This window comes from Leclercia sp. GLN_9, assembly GCF_043105735.1.
Lineage (GTDB): Bacteria > Pseudomonadota > Gammaproteobacteria > Enterobacterales > Enterobacteriaceae > Enterobacter > Enterobacter adecarboxylatus.
In genome coordinates, this window is record NZ_JBICLV010000017.1 from 587,073 (window position 1) to 612,662 (window position 25,590).

The window sequence follows — 25,590 nt, forward strand, 5'->3', positions numbered from 1 at the left end:
GGGCGTGGCGCCGGAGCCATCAGAAAAATTACTGGCGAATTAAGGTATACAGGCGGAACAAATAGACCAGTAATACCGCTGAGATCAGATTGCTAACCGTATTGGCCACCACGGCACCGACGTTCGGGGTCAGCACGGACAGGTTCGGGGCAAACAGCAGCAGCAAGGTCTTAGCCAGCAGCCAGCTCATCACCGCCGGGGCAACCAGACGCATATTAGACCATGCCAGTCGGATGCTGCTACGCATGGCGACAAAAATGCCCATTCGGTCCTGCACCACCATAATCGGCGCGAAGGCGAGCACAATCGCTAACAGCACGCCCGGCACCACAACCAGCATAATCCCCAATTGCACCAGCATGGTGGTCAAAAAGATCAGGATAAACAGTTTCGGCAGCAGCGGCGCGCTGGCACCAATCGCCCGCAGGGCGCTGACGCGGTGCCCGGCAGACACCAGCTGGATCATTAACAGTACGCCACCTGCCAGAATGGCATTGCCGATCAATCCTGAGAAGGTGGTGGCCGCAGAGGCGCGCAACAGGATCTGCTGTTGCTCTGGGGTCATATTTTGCACCATCTCAAACAGCCCGACGCTGCTGGCGATCTGATCGCCTTGACTCAGGCTGGCAATTTGCTCCTCACTCGGCGAAAAGGCATGACCAAGTACCACCGTGATTAATGCGCACAACAAGGCGATCAGTAAAAAGGTAATGAACTGATTGCGGAAGAAATTCCCCGTGTCACGGTAGACAGACTTCGCCGTGATAGACATGCACTCTCCTTGAGTATTGCAGGTGTTAATTAGCGGGCAATTGTACCCTGGATAACTGCCCGGTGGCAGTATCAAGGGTTGTATGGAAAAGCATATCTTTGTAAAGCGCCCGTAATGCGTCGCTGGAATTTTGCGCGGGTGTTTTCCCACTGCGCTTTATTTGTCCGAAAGCGCGAAATTGATCCAGACACCGACTACCAATTTTTGCCTACGGTTAAAAAAATTAATTTAGATCAATGAATGTTAAATTGCTGAATTTAATGTGATCCCTGCGAGATCACTTATTAATCATTTGTAGGTATATTCCGTTCTCGAATAAAACCATAACGAGGGAGTGGATATGAAAAAAGCAGTGATAGCAGCGCTGATTCTGGGTACGTTTTCCGGCGGTGCCGTTGCACACGAAGCCGGTGAGTTCTTTTTCCGCCTTGGATCTGCCACGGTACGTCCTACGGAAGGCTCGGATAATGTTCTGGGCCTGGGCGGATTCAACGTCAGTAACAATACCCAGGCCGGAATGACCTTTACCTGGATGGCCACCGACAACGTTGGCGTAGAATTGCTGGCAGCCACGCCGTTTCGTCACAAGGTCGGGACTGGCCCAACCGGGGACATCGCCACGGTTCATCATCTGCCGCCCACGTTGATGGCCCAGTGGTATTTCGGTGACGCCAGCAGCAAAGTGCGCCCCTATGTGGGGGCCGGGGTCAACTACACCACCTTCTTTGATGAAAAGTTCAACGACACCGGTAAAGCCGCGGGCCTTTCCGATCTGAGTCTGAAAGATTCATGGGGCATGGCGGGGCAGGCGGGCCTGGATTATCTCATCAACCGCGACTGGTTGATTAACATGTCGGTCTGGTACATGGATATCGACACCGAAGTGCGCTTTAAGGCGGGGGATCAGCAGCAAAATATCAATACCCGTCTGGATCCGTGGGTGTTTATGTTCTCGGCGGGATATCGCTTCTGACGTAAAAAAGGCCCCGAAGGGCCTTTTTTATTTATCTACGACCCAGCAACAGGCCGAGGACAATACCTACTGCGCCTGCGGCAATCAGGCCGGTAAGGGGATTATTTTTCACTGCATCGGTAACATCAGTCACTACGTCACTTGCCTGCGCGGCATATTTGCGCCCGGCACCTTTTAACTGATGTTTTGGCGAATCAACAAATTCACCAAACTGCTGCTGCGCAGCACCAGCCGCCTCATCCAGCTTGTTCTTCGCTTTTTCACCAGCATATTGTGCATCATTATCAAGATTTTGGTCTGACATAACATTCTCCTTTTGTAGTCAATGTTAAGCATAGACTCAATGGGGATATCCTGAAGAAAATGAGATTAATACTTAAGACCCTACGGTATCAGTCAAATCTAAATAGGCGGGTATTAGCGGGGGGGGATAAAAAAGGGTGGCCTGTCGCCACCCGGTCATTATTTCTGGATGAGATAGCGGATCGTCGGTCCATCCTGTTGAATATCCAGCACGGTGTAGCCATGATTTTTGGCATCCAGCGGGATATTGTTGATGGATTGGGGACAGTCGCTCACCACCTCAAGGATCTCACCTTTTTTCAGCTGCGGCATCGCTTCAAGGGTCGCGACAGCCGGGTAGGGGCAAGGCTCACCCACCATATCGAGGCGGTAGTCAGGAACGATCTCTTTCATGCGGCATCCTCACGAAGTTCAGTTTTGACGGCAGCACGACGGAAGAAGCGTTTCTCCTGCGCCAGCACCAGTAAAAAGGCGATCAACAACAAAAGATAGGTCACCAGCAGTCCGCCCAGCGGACCAAAGGTGTTCAGAAGATTGACTTTGTCCCAGTTGGTAGCCAGCGCAGGCGCGAAATCATCCCAGTAGAAGGCCAGCAGGGTGGAACCAATCACGTTACCCAGGCCCACCCACCAGTAGTGCACCTGGCCTTCCACCGCGCGGTACATCCAGCCCGTTTCGCAGCCGCCTGCCAACACAATCCCAAAGCCAAACAGCAGCCCGCCGATAATGGCGTTTGGACCTGCCCACATGATTTTGGGCGCCACGCCCAGTTGAACGTAGCTGAAAATACCGATGGCGCTCACTGCCATTCCGGCGATGATGGCTTTGGCCATCATGGTGCGCCCGGTGATCCACATGTCGCGAAACGCCGAAGTAAAGCAGATCTGCGCCCGCTCGATCAACAGGCCAAAGCCGACGCCGAACAGCATTGCCAGACCAAGTTTAGGCTGATTCAGCGCGGTACAGAGCGCCCAGGCCAGCATCCCGAAGAACACCAGCATTCCCAGACGAAAGCGGCGACGCGCCTGATCCGGCTTCTGGGTCAGCGGCGAAGCGGCACTCACTTTTTGTATTTTGACCGGAATACGGAACAGCGGCAGCAGCGTGAAGCGTGCGCCAAAGTATGAGCCGACGGCGGTGGCCAGAGCAAAGAACCAGGCGTGCAGAGAGAACTGGGGGATCCCGGTAAAGAAGGCGGCCAGGTTACAGCCCATCGCCAGACGCGCGCCAAATCCGGCAATAATGCCGCCGACAACCGCCTGAGCAATGCGGATCCGGCTGTGCGGCATACGCAGTTTAACGTTGTTGGCCCACAGCGCGGCGGCGAAACAGCCCCCGAACATGCCGATGATCATCATGCCGTCGATACGGGTGAGCGGGGTGCCTTCAAGGTGGATCAGTTTAAAGTAGCCCCACTCTTCGGTATGAACACCTGCCAGTTGCAGTAACTGTCCGCCCCAGCGGGTGAATTCGCCGGTAACGGCCCAGAAGGTACCGGTGATGCCAAAGTAATAGGTGGAGAGGATGCCTGCCGCAATGACCGCAGGAACGGGGGACCAGAACTTAATTAAATAAGTCTGTTTAAAGTGTTGCCATGACATAGTTAAGCCTCTGAACTCAGAAGGTTTAAGGAGGAAGCCTTATTAGTGGAGGGGATAATACGCCGGGAAACATATTTGAAAAGGGTTAAATGCAGGAAAGCACGACAGGATCAATTTATGCGGAACGCCGTCTGGCAAAACCAGACGGCGGTTCGGTTATTGTGGACGGGTCGCCGCTTTCATGGCGCTGGCGAAGCTTTTCAGCTCGCTCAGCATTTTCTCAGGTGTATTGACGTTGTTTTCGATGATTTTCACGATTGCCGAACCGGAAATGGCCCCCGCCGCGCCGGCACCCAGCGCAGCAGAGACCTGCTCAGGGGCCGAGATACCAAAGCCCTGCAGTGGCGGGGCAGCATTGTACTCTGCCAGCTTTTCCACCAGATGATGCAGGGGCAGGGCCGCTTTGTTCTCTGCACCTGTTACCCCGGCACGGGACAGCAGATAGGTATACCCGCGGCCGTGAGAGGCGATCTGGCGCAACAGTTCATCGTCGGCGTTCGGCGGACAGATAAAGATCGGCGCGACGTTATGCCGCATCGCCGCCTGACGGAACGGGGCTGACTCCTCTACCGGCACATCTGCCACCAGCACCGAATCGACCCCCACGCGCGCGCATTCGGCGTAGAACTCGTCGATGCCGCGGTTGAAGACCAGGTTGGCGTACATCAGCAGGCCGATGGGGATAGTCGGGTATTTCTGGCGAATGGTTGCCAGCATCTCAAAGCACTGGGACGGGGTCACGCCTGCCGCAAAGGCGCGCAGGGTCGCGGCCTGGATAGTCGGGCCGTCAGCCAGCGGATCGGAGAAGGGAATGCCCAGCTCCAGCGCATCGGCACCCGCTTCAATCAGCGTGTCGATGATTTTCAGCGACTGCTCAGGAGACGGATCTCCCAGTGTGACGAAGGGAACAAAGGCGCCTTCCTTGCGGGCTTTCAGCTCAGCAAACACGTTATCGTAACGTTCCATCAAATTTCCCCTCGTGCTTTCAGAATATCGTGAACGGTGAAGATGTCTTTATCACCGCGGCCGGAAAGGTTCACCACCAGCAGCTGCTCTTTTTCCGGGTTGTCTTTAATCATTTTCAGGGCATGGGCCAGCGCGTGAGAAGACTCCAGCGCCGGGATGATCCCCTCTTTGCGACACAGGGTCTTAAACGCGTCCAGCGCCTCATCATCGGTAATCGACACGTACTCGGCGCGACCGATACTATTCAGGTGCGCGTGCTGCGGCCCAACGGACGGGAAATCCAGCCCGGCAGAAATGGAGTAAGACTCTTCGATCTGCCCTTCGTCGGTCTGCATCATCGGCGCTTTCATACCGAAGTAGATGCCAACGCGACCATGCTTCAGCGGCGCACCGTGTTCACCGGTCTCAATCCCGTGACCTGCTGGTTCAACGCCAATCAGCCCCACGCGGGCGTCATCAATAAAATCAGCAAACATGCCGATGGCGTTGGATCCACCGCCCACGCAGGCGATCACCGCATCCGGCAGACGCCCCTCTTTTTCGAGGATCTGCGCTTTGGTCTCTTCGCCAATCATGCGCTGGAATTCACGCACGATGGTCGGGAACGGGTGCGGGCCAGCCGCGGTGCCCAGCATATAGTGGGCATTTTCATAGTTGCCGGACCAGTCGCGCAGCGCCTCGTTACAGGCATCTTTCAGGGTGGCCGAGCCGCTGTGCACCGGGATCACTTCCGCGCCCATCAGACGCATACGGAAGACGTTCGGTGACTGACGCTCAACGTCTTTTGCCCCCATATAGATGCGGCATTTCAGGCCGAGCAGGGCGCTGGCCAGCGCCGAGGCCACGCCGTGCTGACCGGCGCCGGTTTCGGCAATGATTTCGGTTTTACCCATCCGTTTTGCCAGCAACGCCTGACCCAGCACCTGGTTGGTCTTATGCGCGCCGCCGTGGAGCAGATCTTCACGCTTCAGGTACAGCGTGGTGTTCGTGCCCTCGGTCAGGTTGCGGCATTTGGTCAGCGCCGTTGGACGACCGGCATAGTTTTTCAGCAGGTCGGTAAATTCAGCCTGGAAGAGCGGATCTTTTTGCGCGCTCACGAACGCCTCTTCCAGCTGACGCAGGGCGGGCATGAGGATCTGCGGCACATACATGCCACCGAATTCGCCAAAGTAAGGGTTTAATAATGTGGTCATCTTCTCTTCCTTAATATGCACGCAGCGTTTTGAACACCGAAGCCAGTTTGCTGGCATCTTTTATGCCCGGCTGCGACTCAACGCCTGAATTGAAATCGAGACCTGCGCAGCCCGCTTTAGCGGCTTCAACGCAGTTGTCCGGGCTTAAACCTCCGGCAAGCAGGACGTTATCCAGCTTCTCACCGTCAAGTAGCGACCAGTCAAAGCGCTGCCCGGTTCCGCCCTGGCCGTTATCCAGAACATATTTATCGATATGCTGCAGCGTGCGCGGCGGCAGGATCTCGGCCACGCTCAGTGCTTTCCAGATTTGCACCTGGGGTTCCAGCACTGCGCGCAAGGCATTGATATAGTCCTGATCCTCGCTGCCATGCAGCTGTACGGCAGCGAGAGAGAGTGCCCCGGCAGTGGCCGCCACTTTTTCGATGGCGGCATTGCGGAATACGCCCACGTACTGCAGTGGGGCGGCGGCGATCACGTCGCGCGCCTGAGACTCGCTGACGTTACGCGGGGAGGACTCAACAAAAATCAGCCCGCCGTAAATCGCGCCTGCTTCATATGCCGCGGCGGCATCCTGGGGACGCGTCAGGCCGCACACTTTATTCTCACCCAACAGAACGCGACGTACCGCCGCGCTAAGATCTGCCTGCTCCATCATGGCAGAGCCAATCAGGAAGCCATTAGCGAAGTGACTCAGCTCGCGAACCTGGGCATAACTGTTAATGCCGGACTCGCTGATCACCGTCACGCCGGCCCCAAGACGCGGCGCCAGCTGGCGGGTGCGGTTAAGGTCGATAGAGAGATCGCGCAGGTCGCGGTTATTAATGCCCACCACTTTTGCCTCCAGAGCAATGGCGCGCTCCAGCTCCTCTTCATTGCTCACCTCGGTCAGCACGCCCATGTTCAGGCTGTGTGCGACGGCAGCGAGCTGGCGGTACTGTTCATCATCCAGCACCGAGAGCATCAGCAGGCAGGCATCGGCCTGATAAAAGCGCGCCAGCCAGATTTGATACGGATCGATAATAAAGTCTTTGCACAAAATCGGCTGTGGGGCGATCCCGCTGACGATCGGCAGGAAATCAAAACTGCCCTGGAAATATTTTTCATCGGTCAGCACCGAAATGGCCGAGGCGTGGTGCTTATAAATGGCGGCAATCTGTGCCGGATCGAAATCATCGCGGATCACCCCTTTCGACGGGGAGGCCTTTTTGCACTCCAGGATAAACGCGGTGCGCGCGCCCCGCAGGGCGTCATAAAAACGACGGCTGCTCGGTACCACCTCATTCTGGAAGCTGGCGAGCGGTTGCTGCTGTTTACGCGCTTCAACCCAGATGGCCTTATCGGCAACGATTTTCGCTAATACGGTCTGCATTGTTTACCCTCTTGCCGCAAGTGCGGTCACTCGGTCGTAGGCTGCGCCAGAGCGCAACACGGCCATCACTTTTTGCACATTAATCTGGAGATCTTCTTCGCCGTGCAGACGCATCAGCATGGCGACATTGGCGGCAACAGCGGCCTCATGCGCTGGCTCACCTTTACCTTGTAACAGGCGCGTCAGAATGTCACGGTTTTCTTCCGGGGTGCCGCCTGCCAGCTGTGCCTGGTGATAGGGCGTTAAGCCAAAGTCTGCCGCTTCAAGCTGATAGCTTTTGATTTCGCCGTTATTCAGTTCGGCCACCAGGGTTGGCGCATGCAGGGAAACTTCGTCCATCCCACCGCTGTGCACTACCGCGGCACGCTGATATCCGAGTACGCGCAGGGTTTCGGCAATCGGCAGCACCAGCTCCGGGCTGTAGACGCCAATCAGCGCCAGCGGCGGATGCGCCGGGTTGATCAGCGGCCCGAGTACGTTAAACAGGGTGCGGGTTTTTAGCTGTTGACGCACCGGCATCGCATGGCGGAACCCGGTGTGGTATTTCGGCGCGAACAGGAAGCAGACGCCCAGTTCGTCCAGCGCGTCACGGGATTTCTCTGCATTCATATCCAGATTGATACCGAAGGCGGCCAGCAGATCCGAGGAGCCGGAACGGCTGGAGACGCTGCGGTTGCCGTGTTTCGCCACCTTCAGCCCACAGGCCGCCGCCACAAAGGCGCTGGCGGTGGAGATGTTGATACTGTTGCTGCCGTCGCCACCGGTGCCGACGATATCCGCGAACAGGTAATCAGGACGCGGGAACGGAGCGGCGTTTTCCAGCAGGGCGGTGGCTGCACCGGCGATCTCCTGCGGCTGCTCGCCACGCACTTTCATGCTAACCAGCGCGGCGGCCAACTGCTCGGGTTTCAGCTCGCCGCGCACCACGGCGGAGAACAGCTGATGGCTCTCCTGCTGGCTCAGGGTCTGCGCCTGATAGAGTTTTTCCAGAATCGGCTGAAGGCTGTTGGTCTGCTCCAGCTTCTGCAGCGCCCAGTTGAGTGTTTGCTCCAGCAGACGCGCACCCTGAGAGGTCAGAATGGATTCCGGGTGGAACTGCATGCCGCAAACCCGGTCAGCATCGTGACGCACCGCCATCACCATCCCGTTGTAATGGGCGTTAATGGTCAGCCCCGCCGGGATATCGCTGCCCACCAGCGAGTGATAGCGCGCCACCGGCAGCGGGTTCATCAGCCCGGCAAACATGGCCTGGCCGTCATGCTCAATGCTGGAGGCTTTCCCGTGCAGGATCTCGCCAGCCTGGCCGACGTAACCACCGTAGGCCTCGACAATCGCCTGGTGGCCCAGACAGATGCCAATGATGGGCAGCTTGCCGCGCATGCGGGTTAACAGCTCCGGCATACAGCCCGCCTCGCTTGGCGCGCCTGGCCCCGGGGAGAGCATCAGCACCGGGTTTTGCATGGTCGCCAGGCGGTCGATTAAGGTCTGGGCCGGGACATGGTTACGGTAAATCACCACGTTGTGACCGTTAGCACGCAGCTGATCCGCCAGGTTGTAGGTAAATGAGTCGATATTATCGAGCAGCAGAATGTCAGCCATCAGAAAATCTCCTGTGCGTGATGGGCAGTCGCAATTGCGCGTAGTACCGCGCGGGCCTTATTGCGGGTTTCGTCAGCTTCAGACTGCGGAACAGAGTCGAGCACGATGCCTGCGCCCGCTTGGACGGTGGCAATGCCCTCTTCGACGTAGGCCGAGCGGATCACAATGCAGGTATCGAGATCGCCGTGGGCGGTGAAATAGCCCACCGCACCACCGTAGCTGCCGCGACGGCGGCCTTCGGCCTGGGCGATAAGCTGCATGGCGCGTACTTTAGGCGCGCCGCTCAGGGTGCCCATGTTCATGCAGGCGCGGTAGGCGTGCAGCACATCAAGATCCTGACGCAGCTCGCCCACCACGCGGGAGACCAGGTGCATCACGAAGGAGTAGCGGTCCACTTTAGTTAAATCGGCTACGTAACGGCTGCCCGGCGTACAGATGCGCGCCAGGTCATTGCGCGCCAGATCCACCAGCATCAGGTGTTCGGACATCTCTTTCTGGTCGGTGCGCATCTCCAGCTCAATCCGGCTGTCCAGATCGCGGTCCAGAGAACCGTCTGCACGGCGGCCGCGCGGGCGGGTACCAGCGATCGGGTAGATTTCAATCTGGCGGCTGGTGGCGTCGTACTTCAGGGAGCTTTCCGGCGAGGCGCCGAACAGCGTAAAATCGTTATCCTGCATAAAGAACATGTACGGGCTGGGGTTGCTTTTCTTCAGCACGTCGTAGGCCGCCAGCGGAGACGGGCAGGGCAGGGAGAAACGACGGGATGGCACCACCTGGAAAATCTCGCCCGCACGAATGGCTTTTTGCATCTGGCGAACCACCACGCCGTACTCGTCGTCCGTCTGACTGACATCGCAACGCATCTGTTCCACGCGCTGCACCGGCAGCTCCGGTGGCGCTTCATTCATCTGCTCCTGCAGCTGGGCAATGCGCTGCTCCAGACGCTGTTTCTCAGCCAGTAACGGCGTAAACAGGCTGGCCTGAATGCGGGTGTATTTTTTCTGGTGGTCGATCACCAGTAAGGTTTCTGCCAGGTAGAAGCAGTAGTCCGGGCAGCGGTTACCTTGTTCAAGCTCAGGCAGCTCTTCGAAACCGGCCACCAGGTCATAGGCAAACAGCCCGCCGAAGAACATTGCTTCGCGTTCATGTTCCGGCACATTCACCAGGTTCTGCAACAGGCGGAAGGCGTCAAAGACCGACAGCGAGCAGAGGCGGGCATCTTCGTCCAGCAACTGGCTGACCGGCGGGAAATGCAGGATCCGCATATCCGGGCGATGCTCATTCTCAATGCCTGCAGGCAGCACGTCATCCAGCAAACAGAGCAGCGCTGCGCCGTTTTCGGACAGTGCTTTCAGGGTAACGGTGTCGCCCAGGGCGGTGATGCGCAGGGCGCTATCCACCAGCAGCAGGCTTTTCAGGTCATCCTTACTGTCGATATCCGCAGACTCCAGCAGCAGCGTGGCAGGGCGCGCGCCGCAGACCTGATGGAACAGAGCGGTAGGGTTGTGGCGATAGGCCGCCTCACGGGTCAGCAGTTCGAGGTTCGGTTTGGCTGTTTGCATTTTTTGTTCTCTTTATTCTGTTCAAAAAAAAGCCCGCTCAGTGGCGGGCCAGGTATCTGTTTGCACATTGCAGACGTACGACACTGCCCGAATTTCAGGAAGTGCGCCACCAGCCATGCAGAGTGAAATGTGCGGTCATTTTCAGATACCTCGTTGAGTGAACTTTCGTACTAGTTAACTAGTTCGATGGTGTAATGTCAACCCCCCGATTTCAGAATTTCACCACATACCGTTATTATGGCGGCGCAGATATTGAAGAAGAGTGACGGGAGCCGCTTTGAGCGACACGAATTACGCAGTGATTTACGATTTACATAGCCATACTCAGGCCTCTGACGGCCTGCTTACGCCCGAAGAACTTGTCCATCGCGCCCACGAGATGCGTGTGGGCACGCTGGCGATCACCGATCACGATACCACCGAGGCCATTGCAGCCGCGCGGGCAGAAATTGCCCGCACTGAATTGCCGCTTACGCTTATAACGGGCGTGGAAATTTCCACCGTCTGGGAAAATCATGAGATCCATATCGTCGGATTGAACATCGATATTGAGAACCCTGCCATGCGTACGTTGCTGGACGAGCAGAAGGCGCGTCGCGTGCTGCGGGCCGAACTGATCGCCGAACGGCTGGACAAAGCCCATATTCCCGGTGCCTGGGAAGGGGCACTCCGCCTGGCAAAAGGCGGCGCGGTAACCCGGGCGCACTTTGCCCGTTTTCTGGTTGAGGCCGGAAAGGCGAATAACATTGCGGATGTGTTTAAAAAATACCTCGCACGGGGGAAAACCGGATACGTTCCTCCCCAGTGGTGTACAATAGAACAAGCTATTGATGTCATTCATCATTCTGGCGGCAAGGCGGTGCTGGCCCATCCCGGTCGGTATAACCTCTCCGCCAAATGGCTGAAACGTCTGCTGGCATACTTTGCCGAACACGGCGGAGACGCGATGGAAGTCGCGCAGTGTCAGCAGGCGCCCAACGAGCGCAGTCAACTGGCTGAGTATGCCCGCCAGTACGGCCTCCTTGGCTCCCAGGGCTCTGATTTCCATCAGCCTTGTCCCTGGATCGAGCTGGGACGCAAGCTGTGGTTACCCGCCGGCGTCGAGCCCGTGTGGCAGCTCTGGGAACAGCCAACGCCAATTGAAGAGAGGGAAGTATGAGTCAATTTTTTTATATCCATCCTGACAATCCGCAGCCGCGTTTGATTAATCAGGCCGTGGAGATCGTGCGTAAGGGCGGGGTTATCGTCTATCCAACCGATTCGGGCTACGCGCTGGGCTGTAAGATTGAAGATAAAAGCGCGATGGAGCGTATTTGCCGGATCCGCCACCTCCCGAACGGGCATAACTTCACCCTAATGTGTCGCGATCTCTCTGAGCTGTCTACCTACTCTTACGTTGATAACGTGGCGTTTCGGTTGATCAAAAATAACACCCCGGGTAACTACACCTTTATCCTGAAGGGAACCAAAGAGGTGCCGCGCCGCCTGCTGCAGGAAAAACGCAAAACCATCGGGATGCGAGTGCCCTCTAATCCGATTGCTCAGGCGCTGCTCGAAACGCTGGGTGAGCCGATGCTCTCCACATCCCTGATGCTACCGGGTAGCGACTTTACCGAGTCTGACCCGGATGAGATCAAAGACCGTCTGGAAAAACAGGTGGATTTAGTGATTCACGGCGGCTACCTCGGCCAACAGCCGACCACGGTCGTCGATTTAACGGAAGATGCCCCGGTCGTGTTGCGTGAAGGGGTAGGTGACGTAAAACCTTTCCTGTAATTTCTATTTTAATGGGCCATCTCATTAGCGTTTTTTCCTCGCTATAATGGCCCATTACTTATCTCTCTGCTTATTTACGTCTTCCTTTACTTATTATCTTATTATTATCTGAAAATCTTTCTGTGCACGGAATAGCCTTACCCATGCCTGAATATGTAGATATATGATAAGCGAATACCATTTTTAGATATGGAAATGTCGATGGCGTTACAGGGAAAGTTGATTCTGAACGGGGCAGATTATGTACCTTTTAATCTGTATGGCGTGGGTGTGTTTATGGCGCATTCAGGGTTGGGTACCTACCGGAACAATATTAATTGTGCTGCTATTGCAAAATCAGGGCCGATCCCTCCCGGAAAATATTGGATCGTAGATCGCAAAGAAGGTAACTACTTTTCTCAGAAATTAACGGAAACACACGATGAGGCTAATAGATTCTTTGGTCGACGCGCTTTTGGTAAATCGGACTGGTTTGCCTTATGGCGCGATGATTGGGGAATCGATGATGACACCTGGATAGAAGGGGTTCAACGCGGTAACTTCCGGTTGCATCCTGGTACGGTATCAAAAGGTTGCATAACCATCGCCAATAATTCTGATTTTGCGATGATCCGCAATGCGCTTATGAATACCTCACTTATGCAGGTTCCCTGTATGCGGTCGTTGATGGCGCGAGGGTGGGTGGAGGTAGTCGATGGTGGCTATACTAAAAATTCTTGCACGTAAAATAAGTAAGTTGATTTATTTCATTATGTTGCTGATGTTTTTAGGAAAAACTTTTCCAGAAGCAGAGTTATATATTGGTGAAGATTTTGCAACAAAATGGGCGCTTATTGTCTATGGAGATGAAAGCGCCGATTCCATGTATGAAGCTTTTACCGATATAGATTTTTCAATAATGCTATCAATAGCTATCCCTTTATACATTTTAACAATGAAGTTAATCAAAAAATTAAGGAAAAAATAAAATGCCTATCCCTCCGTATATGTGGCTGAAAGACGATGGCGGTGCAGATATTAAAGGCTCCGTAGATGTCAAAGATCGTGAAGGCAGCATAGAGATAATCGGGTTAAGCCACGGCATTAACCTGCCAGTAGACAGTGCCAATGGGAAAATCACCGGAACCCGCCAGCACTCATCCATGATGATTGAAAAGGAAGTGGATAGCTCAACGCCCTATCTGTATAAAGCAGCCGCTACAGGCCAGACGTTAAAAAGCGCGGAAATCAAGTTTTACCATATCAACGACGCCGGGCAGGAAGTCTGCTATTACACGGTGTTTATGGAAAACGTGAAGATCACCGGGGTAAATTGCGCTGTGCCGAACGTTAAACTCACGGGCAACGACAAAATGAACCATGTAGAAAGCGTCAGCATTCAGTATGAAAAAATCACCTGGCGCATAGTGGATGGCAACATTCAGCACACAGATGCCTGGAATGAGCGCCCTACGGCATAACCATAATCCGACAGCCCATCTGTACGAGAGGGCCAATCCGTTGGGTTTACTTCAGGTTAACAGTGCCAGAACGCCGCCGCGCAAAACTTGTTGAATCATTTAGTCTAAAATTCATGTAATATGTGCGGCCATGAATCACTGGGTGCGACACCTTGTCCGCCATTTTGTGTGCTATGAAATAGTTGCAGATCAGTGAGTTAATGTTTTTTAAACTTAACTCATTGTTTTTGAAAGTATACCAGACGCCTGTGAAGGCGACACCTGAAGGAAGCTCAATGAGCGAGAAATTACAGAAAGTGCTGGCCCGCGCCGGCCACGGTTCACGCCGTGAAATCGAAACCATTATCGAAGCAGGTCGTGTCAGTGTGGACGGTAAAATCGCCACCCTGGGCGATCGTGTGGAAATCGTACCAGGCCTGAAAATTCGTATCGATGGCCATCTTATCTCGGTAAAAGAGTCTGCCGAGCAAATCTGCCGCGTGCTGGCGTACTACAAGCCGGAAGGCGAGCTTTGCACCCGCAACGATCCTGAAGGCCGTCCTACCGTGTTTGACCGCCTGCCAAAACTGCGCGGTGCGCGCTGGATCGCTGTAGGTCGCCTGGACGTGAACACCTGCGGGCTGCTGCTGTTCACCACCGACGGTGAGCTGGCAAACCGTCTGATGCACCCAAGCCGTGAAGTGGAGCGTGAGTACGCGGTTCGCGTGTTTGGTGAAGTTGACGACAGCAAAATCCGCGACCTGTCCCGGGGCGTACAGCTTGAAGATGGCCCGGCCGCCTTCAAGACCATCAAATTTACCGGTGGGGAAGGTATTAACCAGTGGTACAACGTCACCCTGACCGAAGGTCGTAACCGCGAAGTACGTCGTTTGTGGGAAGCCGTGGGTGTGCAGGTGAGCCGCCTGATCCGCGTGCGTTACGGTGACATTCTGCTGCCGAAAGGGCTGCCGCGTGGCGGCTATACCGAGCTGGATTTAACCCAGACCAACTACCTGCGTGAACTGGTGCAGCTGACCCCGGAAACCACCTCTAAAGTGGCGGTGGAAAAAGATCGTCGTCGCATGAAAGCGAATCAGATCCGCCGGGCAGTCAAACGTCACAGCCAGGTCAGCAGCAATCGCCGCTCTGGCAGCCGTAACAACAACGGCTAAAAAAACAAAACCCGGCATTGCCGGGTTTTTTCTTAATAGTCGATACCGATTTGCGCTTTCACGCCAGCATCGAAGGCATGTTTGACCGGGCGTAGTTCGCTGACCGTGTCCGCCATCTCCAGAATATCCCGATGACAGCCGCGCCCGGTGATAATCACCGTCTGGTGCGCCGGACGGTTGTTCAGCGCGTCCAGCACCTCCTGCAAAGGCAGATAGTCGTAAGCCACCATATAAGTGATTTCATCCAGTAGCACCATGTTCAGCGTGGGATCGGCCAGCATACGCTTCGCCTGCTCCCAGACAGCCAGACAGGCAGCGGTGTCGGTATCGCGGTTTTGGGTATCCCAGGTAAAGCCGGTTGCCATCACCTGAAATTCAACCCCGTGAGGCTCAAGCAGATTACGCTCGCCGTTTGGCCATTCTCCCTTGATGAACTGGATTACGCCTACCTTTTGCCCGTGACCGACGGCGCGGGTCGCCGTACCGAAGGCGGCAGTGGTTTTGCCTTTGCCGTTGCCGGTGAAGACGATAATAATTCCGCGCTCATCCTGCGCGGCGGCAACACGGGCATCGACCTGCTCTTTCAGGCGCTGCTGGCGCTGCTGATGACGTTCATCACTCATTGCGAAATTCCTGGTTTACGGCCGGGTTGGGCATCGAAGGTCATGCCGGTTTTACGGCGGCTGTCATCTCCCATCAGCCACAGATAGAGCGGCATGATGTCGGCGGGCGTTTTCAGTTTAAGCGGATCTTCGCTCGGGAACGCGCTGGCGCGCATGCCGGTGCGGGTGCCGCCGGGGTTGATACAGTTGACGCGCAGGTGACGGCTCTGATACTCCTCAGCCAGCACCTGCATCATCCCTTCGGTGGCAAATTTCGAGGCGGCATAAGCGCCCCAGTTGGCCCGTCCCTGGCGTCCGACGCTGGACGAGGTAAACACCAGCGAGCCAGAATCAGATTGCAGTAATAAAGGAAGCAGCGCCTGGGTGAGGAAAAAAGTGCCATTGACGTTCACTTGCATCACCTGCTGCCAGATCTCCGGGGTTTGCTCCTCCATCGGGCGCACCTCGCCCAGGAAACCGGCATTGTGCAACACCCCGTCCAGACGCGGGTAATCCTCGGCAATGCGCCCGGCAAGCTGTTGACACGTCTCTGGCGTACAGGTTAACAGGTCAAGTGTATATTCATGTGTCGGCGCGCCGCCCTCGCTGGCGATGGTTCTGGCGACGTCACGCAGTTTTTCTTCATTACGCCCCAACAGGATAACGCGCGCGCCATGGCGTGCGTAGGTCAGCGCCGCCTCACGGCCAATACCGTCGCTGGCACCCGTGACCAGGATAATACGGTTTTGCAGTAGATCTTTTTTGGGTTGATAGTGCAAGGTCACTCCTCTGGCTCGCGCTGTCGCGGCCCATACTGTGCGGTCTCTTTTCGGCTTTATGCCCGAAAGCGACAAGGATTTCAATCAGTCATCCGGAGAGTTCACTGTAAAATTAACAATTTGCAAATGTTTTTCCGTGAAATTCCCATTCCTGAAGGCGCCTCGCAAGGATATCGTCAGATGAGAGACGCCTGGTGAAGGCTGTTGTACACTGGGTGTGAAAACAAGTGGTTAAACCAAGGTGGACGCGTGGAATTACTTTCTGAATACGGTTTATTTTTGGCCAAAATTGCAACAGTGGTGATGGCCATTGCGGTGATTGCAGTTCTGATTGTCAACCTGACGCAGCGCAAACGTCAGCGCGGCGAATTGCGGATTACCCGGCTGAGCGAGCAGTACACGGAGATGCAGGAAGAGATGTCGGTGGCGTTGCTTGACGCGCATCAGCAAAAGCTGTGGCACAAAGCGCAGAAGAAAAAGCACAAGCTTGACGCTAAAGCCGCAAAGCAGAAAGCAAAGCTTGAGCAGCGCCCGGAAGCGGCAAAACCGCGGGTCTATGTGCTCGATTTTAAAGGCAGCATGGATGCGCATGAGGTTTCATCCCTGCGCGAAGAGATCACCGCCGTGCTGGCGGTGGCCAGAGCCGAAGATCAGGTTGTGCTGCGTCTTGAAAGTCCGGGCGGGGTGGTTCATGGTTACGGTCTGGCCTCATCGCAGCTGCAACGCCTGCGTGACAAGCAGATCCCACTGACGGTAGCGGTAGATAAGGTCGCTGCCAGCGGTGGCTACATGATGGCCTGCGTGGCCGACAAAATTGTCGCCGCACCTTTCTCTATTATTGGTTCGATTGGCGTAGTAGCGCAGATCCCTAACTTCAATCGTTTCCTGAAGAACAAAGATATTGACGTCGAGTTGCACACCGCAGGTCAGTACAAGCGCACCCTGACCCTGCTCGGCGAAAATACTGAAGAGGGGCGTCAGAAGTTCCGCGAAGATCTTAATGACACCCATCAGCTGTTCAAAAGCTTTGTGCAGCAGATGCGTCCAACCCTGGATATCGACCAGGTCGCCACGGGCGAGCACTGGTACGGCACCCAGGCGCTGGAGAAAGGGCTGGTGGATCAGGTGGGAACCAGTGACGATCTGCTGCTGGGGCTGATGGAGGGCCGTGAGCTGGTCGGCGTGCGCTATACGCGACGCAAAAAGCTAATGGATCGCTTTACCAACAGCGCTGCAGAGAGTGCGGACCGTCTTCTGCTACGCTGGCTCCAGCGTGGACAAAAACCCCTGCTGTAAATAAAAACGCGAGGCCAGTGCCTCGCGTTTTGCATCAGTCGACCAGGTGATACTTTTCCGAGAGCGCGTGGGCCAGGTATTTAAACATGTTAAATACCGCCGTGCTGCGTGGGGTGGGTAACCCCTGCTCATCGAGAAAGTACTCGCCGCTGAATACCAGCACGCCGTTGCGCTGTTCCACCCCAGTGGCTTCGATTCCTGCCAGGGTGTCTTCATGTTCCCGAATAAGTTTATTGGCTTCGGCAAGCAAGGTTACGCGGTCGATGGGTTGGGTTGTTTGCTGCATTATCCCCTCCTTAAACAGTGGTATTAGTCTACGCCGCCGCGGTCTCAGGAGCAAATTTTCCCCATTTTTCGGCATGCAGGGCAAGACGGACAGCGCTGGCGTGATTTGCTTTTGCATGCTAATAAAGTTGCGTAACGGATTTTATCAGGTAGAGTGTGCGCTTTCGTCATTCTGGCAATAGATTTGCTTGACATTCGACCTAAATCTCGTCGTGCAGTCACACCGGAGCGAGAAAAAGCCCGTAAACTCAACTACCTGGCTGAGGTCGTTTTTAGCGACTTTCCCGAAAAGGGGTTGATAACCACTGATGGCGTCGTTATATAGATGACTCGTCGCCAGTGGAAGGTGAACTCACGCGACGTATTCCTGGAAGAAACAAATTAGGTAAAGGTGAATATGGGTAAAGCTCTCGTTATCGTTGAGTCCCCGGCAAAAGCCAAAACGATCAATAAGTATCTGGGTAGTGACTACGTGGTTAAGTCCAGCGTCGGTCATATCCGCGATCTGCCGACCAGTGGCTCAGCCAAGAAGAGCGCCGACTCTACCTCCACCAAAGGGGCCAAAAAGCCTAAAAAGGATGAACGTAGCGCGCTCGTTAATCGTATGGGAGTTAACCCATGGGATAACTGGCAGGCACAGTACGAAGTGCTGCCGGGTAAAGAGAAAGTCGTCTCCGAGCTGAAACAGCTGGCGGAAAAAGCCGACCACATCTATCTCGCAACCGACCTTGACCGCGAAGGGGAGGCCATTGCATGGCACCTGCGGGAAGTGATCGGGGGAGATGACACCCGCTACAGCCGCGTGGTGTTCAACGAAATTACTAAAAACGCGATCCGTCAGGCATTTGAAAAGCCGGGCGAGCTGAATATCGACCGCGTTAACGCCCAGCAGGCGCGCCGCTTTATGGACCGCGTCGTGGGTTACATGGTCTCTCCACTGCTGTGGAAAAAGATTGCCCGTGGTCTGTCAGCAGGCCGCGTACAGTCCGTTGCCGTACGTCTGGTGGTCGAACGTGAACGCGAAATCAAAGCGTTTGTGCCGGAAGAGTTCTGGGAAATTGACGCCAGCGTGACCACGCCGAGCGGCGATACCTTGCCGTTGGAAGTGTCGCACCAGAACGATAAGCCGTTCCGCCCTGAAAACCGCGAACAGACAATGGCCGCGGTGGCGCTGCTGGAGAAAGCCCGCTATCAGGTCCTGGATCGTGAAGACAAACCGACCAGCAGCAAGCCGGGCGCGCCTTTTATTACCTCCACGCTGCAACAGGCGGCAAGTACCCGTCTGGGTTACGGCGTGAAGAAAACCATGATGATGGCTCAGCGTCTGTATGAAGCTGGTCACATTACTTATATGCGTACTGACTCTACCAACCTGAGCCAGGACGCCGTCAACATGGTGCGTGGTTACATTGGCGATAACTTCGGCAAAAAATATCTGCCGGAGAGCGCCAACCAGTACAACAGCAAAGAGAACTCGCAGGAAGCGCACGAAGCGATTCGTCCTTCCGATGTTGCTGTGCTGGCCGAATCCCTGAAAGATATGGAAGCCGATGCGCAGAAGCTGTATCAGCTGATCTGGCGCCAGTTTGTCGCCTGTCAGATGACGCCAGCGCAGTACGACTCCACCACGCTCACCGTCGGTGCGGGCGATTTCCGCCTGAAAGCGCGTGGTCGTATTCTGCGTTTCGATGGCTGGACGAAGGTGATGCCTGCGCTGCGTAAGGGCGATGAAGATAAAACGCTGCCAGCGGTCAACGCAGGGGATGAACTCTCCCTGATTGAGTTGACCCCGGCTCAGCACTTCACCAAGCCACCGGCACGCTTCAGCGAAGCTTCGCTGGTGAAAGAGCTGGAAAAACGCGGTATCGGTCGCCCGTCTACCTATGCGTCGATCATTTCGACCATTCAGGATCGCGGCTATGTGCGTACGGAAAACCGTCGTTTCTATGCCGAGAAAATGGGTGAAATTGTCACCGATCGTCTGGAAGCTAACTTCCGCGATCTGATGAACTACGATTTTACCGCGCAGATGGAAAACAGCCTTGACCAGGTGGCTAACCACGAAGCCGAGTGGAAGAAGGTGCTCGATAGCTTCTTCGGCGACTTCACCGACCAGCTGGAAAAAGCAGAGAAAGACCCTGAAGAGGGTGGTATGCAGCCGAACCAGATGGTGCTGACCAGCATCGACTGTCCGACCTGCGGCCGCAAGATGGGGATCCGTACTGCGACCACTGGCGTGTTCCTCGGCTGCTCAGGCTATGCCTTATCACCGAAAGAGCGCTGCAAAACCACCATCAACCTGGTGCCGGAAAACGAAGTCCTGAACGTGCTGGAAGGCGACGACGCGGAAACAAACGCATTACGTGCCAAGCGCCGCTGTAACAAGTGCGGCACCGCGATGGACAGCTACCTGATCGATCCGAAACGTAAGTTGCACGTCTGCGGTAACAACCCGACCTGTGACGGCTACGAGATTGAAGAGGGCGAATTCCGCATTAAGGGCTATGACGGTCCGATCGTGGAGTGTGAAAAATGTGGCTCTGAAATGCACCTGAAGATGGGGCGTTTTGGTAAATACATGGCCTGCACCAACGACGAGTGTAAAAACACACGTAAGATCCTGCGTAACGGTGAAGTGGCACCGCCGAAGGAAGATCCGGTTCCATTGCCGGAGCTGCCTTGCGAGAAGTCCGATGCCTATTTCGTCCTGCGTGACGGCGCGGCGGGTGTCTTCCTGGCAGCTAACACCTTCCCGAAATCACGTGAGACCCGTGCGCCGCTGGTGGAAGAACTGTACCGCTTCCGCGATCGCCTGGCCGAAAAGCTGCGCTATCTCGCCGATGCGCCGCAGCAGGATCCTGAAGGCAATAAGACGGTCGTGCGTTTTAGCCGTAAAACCAAGCAGCAGTACGTTGCTGCTGAAAAAGACGGTAAAGCGACCGGCTGGTCAGCATTTTATGTTGACGGAAAATGGGTTGAAGGTAAGAAATAATCCTTAATTACCGTAACTTACCTGTAAAAGGGCCGGACATCCGGCCCTTTTTTATTGCCTGTTTATTATTTTTTGTTACGGGCTATACAGCAAAGATATAAATGATATAGTGGTTATAGTTAATCCTTTTCTTATTATCAAATCGTCTTAAGCGATTGCCCGTGTGCGCTCAATCGGATGGTCCGGCATGAAACTACAGCAGCTTCGCTATATCGTTGAGGTGGTCAACCACAACCTTAACGTCTCTTCCACTGCAGAAGGTCTTTATACCTCGCAACCTGGCATCAGTAAGCAGGTGCGTATGCTTGAAGATGAGCTGGGGATCCAGATTTTCGCCCGTAGCGGCAAACACCTCACTCAGGTTACCCCTGCGGGGCAAGAGATTATCCGTATCGCTCGCGAAGTGCTGTCGAAGGTCGATGCCATCAAATCGGTGGCAGGCGAGCACACCTGGCCTGATAAAGGTTCCCTGTATATCGCCACCACCCACACGCAGGCGCGCTACGCACTGCCTGGCGTGATCAAAGGCTTTATTGAGCGTTATCCTCGCGTTTCGTTGCATATGCATCAGGGCTCACCGACGCAGATTGCTGAGGCAGTATCCAAAGGCAATGCGGATTTTGCAATCGCCACCGAGGCGCTGCATCTTTATGACGATCTGGTCATGCTGCCTTGCTATCACTGGAACCGCTCGATTGTGGTGACCCCGGAACATCCTCTGGCGGCTAAAACATCGGTTTCTATTGAAGAGCTTGCCCAGTATCCGCTGGTGACCTACACCTTTGGCTTTACTGGCCGCTCTGAACTGGACACGGCCTTTAATCGCGCAGGCCTGACGCCGCGGATCGTCTTCACCGCCACCGATGCCGACGTGATTAAAACCTATGTGCGACTGGGGCTGGGGGTAGGGGTCATTGCCAGTATGGCGGTAGATCCGGTTGCCGATCCCGATTTAGTACGTCTGGATACCCAGGGGGTGTTCGGCCATAGCACCACGAAAATCGGCTTCCGCCGTAGCACCTTCCTGCGTAGCTATATGTATGATTTCATTCAGCGATTCGCGCCGCATTTAACCCGTGATGTCGTGGATACGGCAGTTGCCCTGCGTTCTAATGAAGACATCGAAGCGATGTTTAAAGATATTAAGCTGCCAGAAAAATAATCCCCTCCGGTATCTTTCCTGCGGGAAAGATACCGTTATTCCCGCCCTCATCTGTATTAAAGCCCGCTTTCCGCTGTTTGATCATCAGATTAGCCAGAGCGTTATCACGCCTTTTGCCCGACCCGCTTACAAAAAGACAACAAAAATAGAAAATAAATAGCCGCTACGCAAACACCTCGTTTCATTTATATATTTCCGCTCAAAAGATTAGATATTTCACGGTACAGAGTTCGTAAATTCGCTGGATTTTCAACTAAAGTTTCTTTAGGATTTATCTCAACCATGATTACTTATACCAATTGTTTGGTATCTAAATGATAAGTGATATCGATTGTATGAGGTTAGCAATGCCGTCAGGACGTCACGAGCCGCAACGGGACCCAGGACTTAAGCGTAAAGCCTGGCTGGCGGTGTTTCTCGGTTCCACCCTGTTTTGGGTCGTGGTGGCATTACTGGTCTGGAAATATTGGGGTTAAAGATGACGGTACAGGGGCGTAGTGAAGCAGTGAAACCTATGTGTCAGCAACGTGACACTCGCCGCAAAGTCCGTAAAGCCGTGACAGATCACATTCCGGCTTCCTGGACGCTGTCGCCGCAACAGCAAGCTTTCATTGATTCGTTCGCAGAAGACGATACCAAAAAACAATAATTCTGCCGCTCAGGCATAGCGCGTTAATAATCCAGTGCGCTTTTGTACTCTTAAATAAATACACATTAGCAATACCGAACTGAGCCAGACTCAGCCGTAAACAAATAAATAAAGACAGGTGTCACAATCATGAACAATATATCTGGAGCCAAATACTGGTCGTGGATCGCCGCGTTTTCCCTGTCGATTCTCTTCTGGTGCCAGCTGATCTGGCTCACCCTACACTGAAATAAAAGCCTCGCTTAAGCGGGGCTTTTTGTTTTTCCCCCTTCCATAAGTCTGCAAATTTGTCCATTTGGGTTGTTATCAAATCGTTACGGTGACGATGTGTTATCTTTAATTACGGCCCTGATAAAGGTCAGGGCATCGCAATCCCGGTAATTAAGGAGGAGCTTATGTCGTTAACCTTACGCGAAGCCAGTAAGGACACATTGCAGGCCGAGAACAAAACTTATCACTACTACAGCCTGCCGCTGGCCGCCAGGGAACTCGGGGACATCGCACGTTTACCCAAGTCGCTTAAAGTATTACTGGAAAACCTCCTGCGCTGGCAGGATGACGTCTCTGTCACCGCGGAGGATATTCACGCGCTCGCCGGGTGGCTGCAAAATGCCCATGCCGACCGGGAGATAGCCTATCGTCCGGCCAGGGTCCTGATGCAGGACTTTACTGGCGTTCCGGCAGTGGTCGATCTGGCGGCGATGCGTGAAGCGGTTAAACGTCTTGGCGGCGATACTGCCAAAGTGAACCCGCTTTCTCCTGTGGACCTCGTCATCGACCACTCGGTCACCGTGGACCACTTTGGCGATGATGAAGCGTTTGAAGAGAACGTGCGCCTGGAGATGGAGCGTAACCACGAGCGTTACGTGTTTCTGAAGTGGGGCCAGCAGGCCTTCAGCCGCTTTAGCGTTGTCCCGCCCGGCACCGGTATCTGCCACCAGGTCAATCTCGAATACCTTGGCAAAGCGGTGTGGAGCGAACTGCAGGATAAAGAGTGGGTGGCCTACCCGGATACGCTGGTCGGCACCGACTCGCACACCACCATGATCAACGGCCTTGGCGTACTGGGCTGGGGGGTAGGGGGTATCGAAGCCGAGGCCGCCATGCTCGGTCAGCCGGTTTCCATGCTGATCCCTGACGTAGTCGGCTTTAAGCTGACCGGTAAACTGCGTGAAGGCATTACCGCCACCGATCTGGTGCTCACTGTTACCCAGATGCTGCGTAAGCACGGGGTAGTGGGCAAATTCGTTGAATTCTATGGTGACGGGCTGGACACCTTGCCGCTGGCAGACCGGGCCACCATTGCTAACATGGCGCCAGAATACGGCGCGACCTGTGGCTTCTTCCCAATCGACGGTGTGACGCTGGAGTATATGCGCCTCTCCGGGCGCAGCAGCGAGCAGGTTGCGCTGGTTGAAGCCTATGCCAAAGCGCAAGGGATGTGGCGTAACACGGGTGATGAACCTGTGTTCACCAGCACCCTGGCGCTGGATATGGGCGAAGTGGAAGCCAGTCTCGCCGGGCCGAAACGGCCGCAGGATCGCGTGGCGCTGGCCGATGTGCCGAAGGCGTTTGCCGCCAGCACAGAGCTTGAGGTCAATACCGCGCAAAAGGATAGCCGCCCCATTGATTACGTAATGAACGGCCATCAGTACCAGCTCCCGGATGGTGCGGTGGCGATCGCGGCCATTACCTCCTGCACCAACACCTCGAACCCCAGCGTGTTGATGGCGGCCGGACTGCTGGCGAAAAAAGCCGTTACCCTTGGGCTGAAACGCCAGCCGTGGGTAAAAGCCTCGCTGGCCCCTGGCTCTAAAGTAGTGTCCGATTATCTGGCCCAGGCCCGGTTAACGCCGTATCTGGATGAGCTTGGCTTTAACCTGGTGGGTTATGGGTGTACCACCTGTATTGGTAACTCGGGGCCGCTGCCGGAGCCAATCGAAACGGCCATCAAGCAGGGCGATCTGACTGTAGGGGCAGTCCTGTCCGGCAACCGAAACTTCGAAGGTCGTATTCATCCGCTGATCAAAACCAACTGGCTGGCGTCACCACCGCTGGTGGTGGCCTACGCCCTGGCTGGCAATATGAACATCAACCTGGCGACCGACCCACTGGGACACGATCGCAAAGGGGATCCGGTTTATCTGAAAGATATCTGGCCCTCGGCGCAGGAGATTGCCCTGGCGGTGGAAAAAGTCTCTACCGATATGTTCCGCAAAGAGTATGCCGAGGTGTTTGAGGGCACGCCAGAGTGGAAAACCATTGAAGTGGCGCGCTCGGATACCTACAGCTGGCAGGATGATTCTACCTACATCCGTCTGTCGCCTTTCTTCGACGAAATGCTGGCGGAACCTAAGCCGCTGGAAGATATTCACGGCGCTCGCGTGCTGGCCATCCTTGGCGATTCGGTGACGACCGACCATATCTCCCCGGCGGGGAGCATTAAAGCGGATAGCCCGGCAGGACGGTATCTGCAGAGTCGTGGCGTTGAGAGACGTGACTTCAACTCCTACGGATCTCGTCGCGGTAACCATGAGGTGATGATGCGCGGCACCTTCGCCAATATTCGTATCCGCAACGAAATGGTCCCTGGCGTAGAAGGGGGGATGACCCGCCATCTGCCGGGCAGCGAAGTGATCTCGATTTACGATGCCGCCATGAAGTATCAGCAGGAAGGCACGCCGCTGGCGGTAATTGCCGGGAAAGAGTACGGTTCCGGCTCCAGTCGCGACTGGGCAGCAAAAGGGCCTCGACTGCTGGGCGTACGCGTGGTGATCGCCGAGTCCTTTGAACGTATCCACCGTTCAAACCTTATCGGGATGGGGATTTTACCGCTGGAGTTCCCGCAAGGGACATCGCGTAAAACACTGGGGCTGACGGGGGAAGAGCGGATCGATATCGCGGATCTGCAAAATCTGACGCCAGGCGCCACCGTGCCGGTCAAACTGACCCGGGCAGATGGGCAGACGGAGATGCTGGACTGTCGCTGCCGAATTGATACCGCGACAGAGCTAACCTACTACCAGAACGACGGCATTTTGCACTATGTGATTCGTAATATGCTGAAGTAAAGCGCGTTAATCAGCCCGGCACACAGGGT

General features: G+C 55.1%; 27 protein-coding genes, 1 pseudogene and 1 other annotated feature. Of the genes and pseudogenes, 14 read left to right on the top strand and 14 right to left on the bottom strand.

The genetic code is table 11. The annotated features are described in order from the left end of the window. Positions 1-28: 28 nt before the first annotated feature. Positions 29-772, bottom strand: a complete 744-nt coding sequence (locus tag ACF8PE_RS13615) for a YciC family protein (RefSeq protein WP_059307704.1) — start codon at positions 770-772, stop codon at positions 29-31. A gap of 25 nt (positions 773-797) precedes the next feature. Then, positions 798-887: pseudogene (locus ACF8PE_RS13620) on the bottom strand (YkgJ family cysteine cluster protein); the annotation flags it as partial. Between the two features lie 225 nt (positions 888-1,112). Between ACF8PE_RS13620 and ompW the strand changes: the two are divergent. After that, positions 1,113-1,745: an outer membrane protein OmpW gene (gene ompW, locus ACF8PE_RS13625; protein ID WP_032611237.1), complete on the top strand. Its 633-nt coding sequence runs from the start codon at positions 1,113-1,115 to the stop codon at positions 1,743-1,745. A 31-nt stretch (positions 1,746-1,776) separates the two neighbouring features. Here the strand turns inward: ompW and ACF8PE_RS13630 are convergent, their stop codons facing one another. From ACF8PE_RS13630 to trpL, 9 genes are all read right to left on the bottom strand, one after another. Continuing rightward, positions 1,777-2,049, bottom strand: a complete 273-nt coding sequence (locus ACF8PE_RS13630) for a YqjD family protein (protein ID WP_051915983.1) — start codon at positions 2,047-2,049, stop codon at positions 1,777-1,779. Positions 2,050-2,207: 158 nt separating this feature from the next. Further along, a complete protein-coding gene (gene yedF / locus ACF8PE_RS13635; protein ID WP_039030671.1) occupies positions 2,208-2,441 on the bottom strand; it encodes a sulfurtransferase-like selenium metabolism protein YedF in 234 nt (77 codons plus the stop codon). Further along, on the bottom strand, positions 2,438-3,649 hold the full coding sequence (gene yedE, locus ACF8PE_RS13640; protein ID WP_059307705.1) for a selenium metabolism membrane protein YedE/FdhT: 1,212 nt from the start codon (positions 3,647-3,649) through the stop codon (positions 2,438-2,440). The genes yedF and yedE overlap by 4 nt, the downstream gene beginning before the upstream one ends. A gap of 156 nt (positions 3,650-3,805) precedes the next feature. Continuing rightward, a complete protein-coding gene (trpA, locus tag ACF8PE_RS13645; protein WP_032611230.1) occupies positions 3,806-4,615 on the bottom strand; it encodes a tryptophan synthase subunit alpha in 810 nt (269 codons plus the stop codon). Next, on the bottom strand, positions 4,615-5,808 hold the full coding sequence (gene trpB, locus ACF8PE_RS13650; RefSeq protein WP_032611228.1) for a tryptophan synthase subunit beta: 1,194 nt from the start codon (positions 5,806-5,808) through the stop codon (positions 4,615-4,617). Before trpB ends, trpA begins: the two co-directional genes overlap by 1 nt. A gap of 10 nt (positions 5,809-5,818) precedes the next feature. Next, positions 5,819-7,177 carry a bifunctional indole-3-glycerol-phosphate synthase TrpC/phosphoribosylanthranilate isomerase TrpF gene (gene trpCF / locus ACF8PE_RS13655; RefSeq protein WP_164540554.1) on the bottom strand — a complete coding sequence of 453 codons (1,359 nt, stop codon included), beginning with the start codon at positions 7,175-7,177 and terminating at the stop codon, positions 5,819-5,821. Positions 7,178-7,180: 3 nt separating this feature from the next. Next, positions 7,181-8,776 carry a bifunctional anthranilate synthase glutamate amidotransferase component TrpG/anthranilate phosphoribosyltransferase TrpD gene (gene trpD, locus ACF8PE_RS13660; protein ID WP_155166888.1) on the bottom strand — a complete coding sequence of 532 codons (1,596 nt, stop codon included), beginning with the start codon at positions 8,774-8,776 and terminating at the stop codon, positions 7,181-7,183. Further along, positions 8,776-10,338: an anthranilate synthase component 1 gene (locus ACF8PE_RS13665; protein WP_144837211.1), complete on the bottom strand. Its 1,563-nt coding sequence runs from the start codon at positions 10,336-10,338 to the stop codon at positions 8,776-8,778. The genes trpD and ACF8PE_RS13665 overlap by 1 nt, the downstream gene beginning before the upstream one ends. Before the next feature lie 23 nt (positions 10,339-10,361). Next, positions 10,362-10,456: a sequence feature (Trp leader region), on the bottom strand. Beyond that, positions 10,433-10,477 carry a trp operon leader peptide gene (gene trpL / locus ACF8PE_RS13670; protein ID WP_106993556.1) on the bottom strand — a complete coding sequence of 15 codons (45 nt, stop codon included), beginning with the start codon at positions 10,475-10,477 and terminating at the stop codon, positions 10,433-10,435. It overlaps the preceding feature by 24 nt. A 138-nt stretch (positions 10,478-10,615) precedes the next feature. Here trpL and rnm point away from each other — a divergent pair, with 138 nt between their 5' ends. The 6 genes from rnm (at position 10,616) to rluB (ending at position 14,725) form a co-directional block, all read left to right on the top strand. After that, on the top strand, positions 10,616-11,497 hold the full coding sequence (rnm, locus tag ACF8PE_RS13675; protein WP_032611215.1) for an RNase AM: 882 nt from the start codon (positions 10,616-10,618) through the stop codon (positions 11,495-11,497). Continuing rightward, the gene (locus ACF8PE_RS13680; protein WP_032611213.1) at positions 11,494-12,114 is read left to right on the top strand and encodes an L-threonylcarbamoyladenylate synthase; all 621 of its coding nucleotides are present in this window, start codon (positions 11,494-11,496) and stop codon (positions 12,112-12,114) included. The genes rnm and ACF8PE_RS13680 overlap by 4 nt, the downstream gene beginning before the upstream one ends. A 201-nt stretch (positions 12,115-12,315) precedes the next feature. Beyond that, positions 12,316-12,840, top strand: a complete 525-nt coding sequence (locus ACF8PE_RS13685) for a DUF2778 domain-containing protein (RefSeq protein WP_155166886.1) — start codon at positions 12,316-12,318, stop codon at positions 12,838-12,840. Further along, positions 12,809-13,081 (top strand): hypothetical protein, encoded by a 273-nt coding sequence (locus tag ACF8PE_RS13690; protein WP_032611209.1) that lies wholly within the window; start codon positions 12,809-12,811, stop codon positions 13,079-13,081. The genes ACF8PE_RS13685 and ACF8PE_RS13690 overlap by 32 nt, the downstream gene beginning before the upstream one ends. Before the next feature lies 1 nt (position 13,082). Next, a complete protein-coding gene (locus tag ACF8PE_RS13695; protein WP_059307712.1) occupies positions 13,083-13,574 on the top strand; it encodes a type VI secretion system tube protein TssD in 492 nt (163 codons plus the stop codon). A 275-nt stretch (positions 13,575-13,849) separates the two neighbouring features. Continuing rightward, a complete protein-coding gene (rluB, locus tag ACF8PE_RS13700) occupies positions 13,850-14,725 on the top strand; it encodes a 23S rRNA pseudouridine(2605) synthase RluB (RefSeq protein ID WP_032611205.1) in 876 nt (291 codons plus the stop codon). A gap of 32 nt (positions 14,726-14,757) precedes the next feature. Here the strand turns inward: rluB and cobO are convergent, their stop codons facing one another. Both cobO and ACF8PE_RS13710 read right to left on the bottom strand, forming a co-directional pair. Beyond that, entirely contained in the window at positions 14,758-15,348 is a 591-nt protein-coding gene (gene cobO / locus ACF8PE_RS13705) for a cob(I)yrinic acid a,c-diamide adenosyltransferase (RefSeq protein ID WP_032611203.1), read from the bottom strand. Beyond that, positions 15,345-16,106 (bottom strand): YciK family oxidoreductase, encoded by a 762-nt coding sequence (locus tag ACF8PE_RS13710; RefSeq protein WP_032611201.1) that lies wholly within the window; start codon positions 16,104-16,106, stop codon positions 15,345-15,347. The genes cobO and ACF8PE_RS13710 overlap by 4 nt, the downstream gene beginning before the upstream one ends. 249 nt (positions 16,107-16,355) lie before the next feature. Between ACF8PE_RS13710 and sohB the strand changes: the two genes are divergently transcribed. Further along, entirely contained in the window at positions 16,356-17,402 is a 1,047-nt protein-coding gene (gene sohB / locus ACF8PE_RS13715; protein ID WP_032611199.1) for a protease SohB, read from the top strand. Positions 17,403-17,436: 34 nt separating this feature from the next. On the opposite strand, the gene ACF8PE_RS13720 is transcribed toward sohB, so the two are convergent. Continuing rightward, complete coding sequence (locus tag ACF8PE_RS13720; protein ID WP_032611195.1) at positions 17,437-17,688, bottom strand: YciN family protein; 252 nt, start codon at positions 17,686-17,688, stop codon at positions 17,437-17,439. A gap of 396 nt (positions 17,689-18,084) precedes the next feature. Between ACF8PE_RS13720 and topA the strand changes: the two genes are divergently transcribed. The 6 genes from topA to acnA all read left to right on the top strand — a co-directional run bounded on the left by topA (position 18,085) and on the right by acnA (position 25,561). Next, positions 18,085-20,679 carry a type I DNA topoisomerase gene (gene topA, locus ACF8PE_RS13725; protein WP_032611192.1) on the top strand — a complete coding sequence of 865 codons (2,595 nt, stop codon included), beginning with the start codon at positions 18,085-18,087 and terminating at the stop codon, positions 20,677-20,679. A 187-nt stretch (positions 20,680-20,866) separates the two neighbouring features. Continuing rightward, on the top strand, positions 20,867-21,841 hold the full coding sequence (cysB, locus tag ACF8PE_RS13730) for an HTH-type transcriptional regulator CysB (RefSeq protein ID WP_032611190.1): 975 nt from the start codon (positions 20,867-20,869) through the stop codon (positions 21,839-21,841). A gap of 335 nt (positions 21,842-22,176) precedes the next feature. Continuing rightward, positions 22,177-22,317 (top strand): YmiA family putative membrane protein, encoded by a 141-nt coding sequence (locus ACF8PE_RS13735; RefSeq protein ID WP_213019257.1) that lies wholly within the window; start codon positions 22,177-22,179, stop codon positions 22,315-22,317. A gap of 38 nt (positions 22,318-22,355) precedes the next feature. Then, on the top strand, positions 22,356-22,490 hold the full coding sequence (locus ACF8PE_RS13740; RefSeq protein ID WP_072250830.1) for a hypothetical protein: 135 nt from the start codon (positions 22,356-22,358) through the stop codon (positions 22,488-22,490). A 129-nt stretch (positions 22,491-22,619) separates the two neighbouring features. Next, complete coding sequence (ymiC, locus tag ACF8PE_RS13745; RefSeq protein WP_032611183.1) at positions 22,620-22,718, top strand: small membrane protein YmiC; 99 nt, start codon at positions 22,620-22,622, stop codon at positions 22,716-22,718. 167 nt (positions 22,719-22,885) lie between these two features. After that, positions 22,886-25,561 carry an aconitate hydratase AcnA gene (gene acnA / locus ACF8PE_RS13750; RefSeq protein ID WP_103793313.1) on the top strand — a complete coding sequence of 892 codons (2,676 nt, stop codon included), beginning with the start codon at positions 22,886-22,888 and terminating at the stop codon, positions 25,559-25,561. The last annotated feature ends 29 nt before the right edge of the window (positions 25,562-25,590 follow it).

Excerpts from the sequence above, each read along its gene's own strand:
- ACF8PE_RS13720 (WP_032611195.1), bottom strand. The coding sequence starts at position 17,688 with ATGCAGCAAACAACCCAACCCATCGACCGCGTAACCTTGCTTGCCGAA.
- trpD (WP_155166888.1), bottom strand. The coding sequence starts at position 8,776 with ATGGCTGACATTCTGCTGCTCGATAATATCGACTCATTTACCTACAAC.
- ACF8PE_RS13615 (WP_059307704.1), bottom strand. The coding sequence starts at position 772 with ATGTCTATCACGGCGAAGTCTGTCTACCGTGACACGGGGAATTTCTTC.
- ACF8PE_RS13665 (WP_144837211.1), bottom strand. The coding sequence starts at position 10,338 with ATGCAAACAGCCAAACCGAACCTCGAACTGCTGACCCGTGAGGCGGCC.
- cobO (WP_032611203.1), bottom strand. The coding sequence starts at position 15,348 with ATGAGTGATGAACGTCATCAGCAGCGCCAGCAGCGCCTGAAAGAGCAG.
- cysB (WP_032611190.1), top strand. The coding sequence starts at position 20,867 with ATGAAACTACAGCAGCTTCGCTATATCGTTGAGGTGGTCAACCACAAC.
- ACF8PE_RS13695 (WP_059307712.1), top strand. The coding sequence starts at position 13,083 with ATGCCTATCCCTCCGTATATGTGGCTGAAAGACGATGGCGGTGCAGAT.
- trpB (WP_032611228.1), bottom strand. The coding sequence starts at position 5,808 with ATGACCACATTATTAAACCCTTACTTTGGCGAATTCGGTGGCATGTAT.
- ymiC (WP_032611183.1), top strand. The coding sequence starts at position 22,620 with ATGAACAATATATCTGGAGCCAAATACTGGTCGTGGATCGCCGCGTTT.
- topA (WP_032611192.1), top strand. The coding sequence starts at position 18,085 with ATGGGTAAAGCTCTCGTTATCGTTGAGTCCCCGGCAAAAGCCAAAACG.
- ompW (WP_032611237.1), top strand. The coding sequence starts at position 1,113 with ATGAAAAAAGCAGTGATAGCAGCGCTGATTCTGGGTACGTTTTCCGGC.
- yedE (WP_059307705.1), bottom strand. The coding sequence starts at position 3,649 with ATGTCATGGCAACACTTTAAACAGACTTATTTAATTAAGTTCTGGTCC.
- yedF (WP_039030671.1), bottom strand. The coding sequence starts at position 2,441 with ATGAAAGAGATCGTTCCTGACTACCGCCTCGATATGGTGGGTGAGCCT.
- ACF8PE_RS13735 (WP_213019257.1), top strand. The coding sequence starts at position 22,177 with ATGAGGTTAGCAATGCCGTCAGGACGTCACGAGCCGCAACGGGACCCA.
- ACF8PE_RS13690 (WP_032611209.1), top strand. The coding sequence starts at position 12,809 with ATGGTGGCTATACTAAAAATTCTTGCACGTAAAATAAGTAAGTTGATT.
- acnA (WP_103793313.1), top strand. The coding sequence starts at position 22,886 with ATGTCGTTAACCTTACGCGAAGCCAGTAAGGACACATTGCAGGCCGAG.
- rluB (WP_032611205.1), top strand. The coding sequence starts at position 13,850 with ATGAGCGAGAAATTACAGAAAGTGCTGGCCCGCGCCGGCCACGGTTCA.
- trpCF (WP_164540554.1), bottom strand. The coding sequence starts at position 7,177 with ATGCAGACCGTATTAGCGAAAATCGTTGCCGATAAGGCCATCTGGGTT.
- ACF8PE_RS13685 (WP_155166886.1), top strand. The coding sequence starts at position 12,316 with ATGGCGTTACAGGGAAAGTTGATTCTGAACGGGGCAGATTATGTACCT.
- ACF8PE_RS13680 (WP_032611213.1), top strand. The coding sequence starts at position 11,494 with ATGAGTCAATTTTTTTATATCCATCCTGACAATCCGCAGCCGCGTTTG.
- trpA (WP_032611230.1), bottom strand. The coding sequence starts at position 4,615 with ATGGAACGTTACGATAACGTGTTTGCTGAGCTGAAAGCCCGCAAGGAA.
- ACF8PE_RS13740 (WP_072250830.1), top strand. The coding sequence starts at position 22,356 with ATGTGTCAGCAACGTGACACTCGCCGCAAAGTCCGTAAAGCCGTGACA.
- ACF8PE_RS13630 (WP_051915983.1), bottom strand. The coding sequence starts at position 2,049 with ATGTCAGACCAAAATCTTGATAATGATGCACAATATGCTGGTGAAAAA.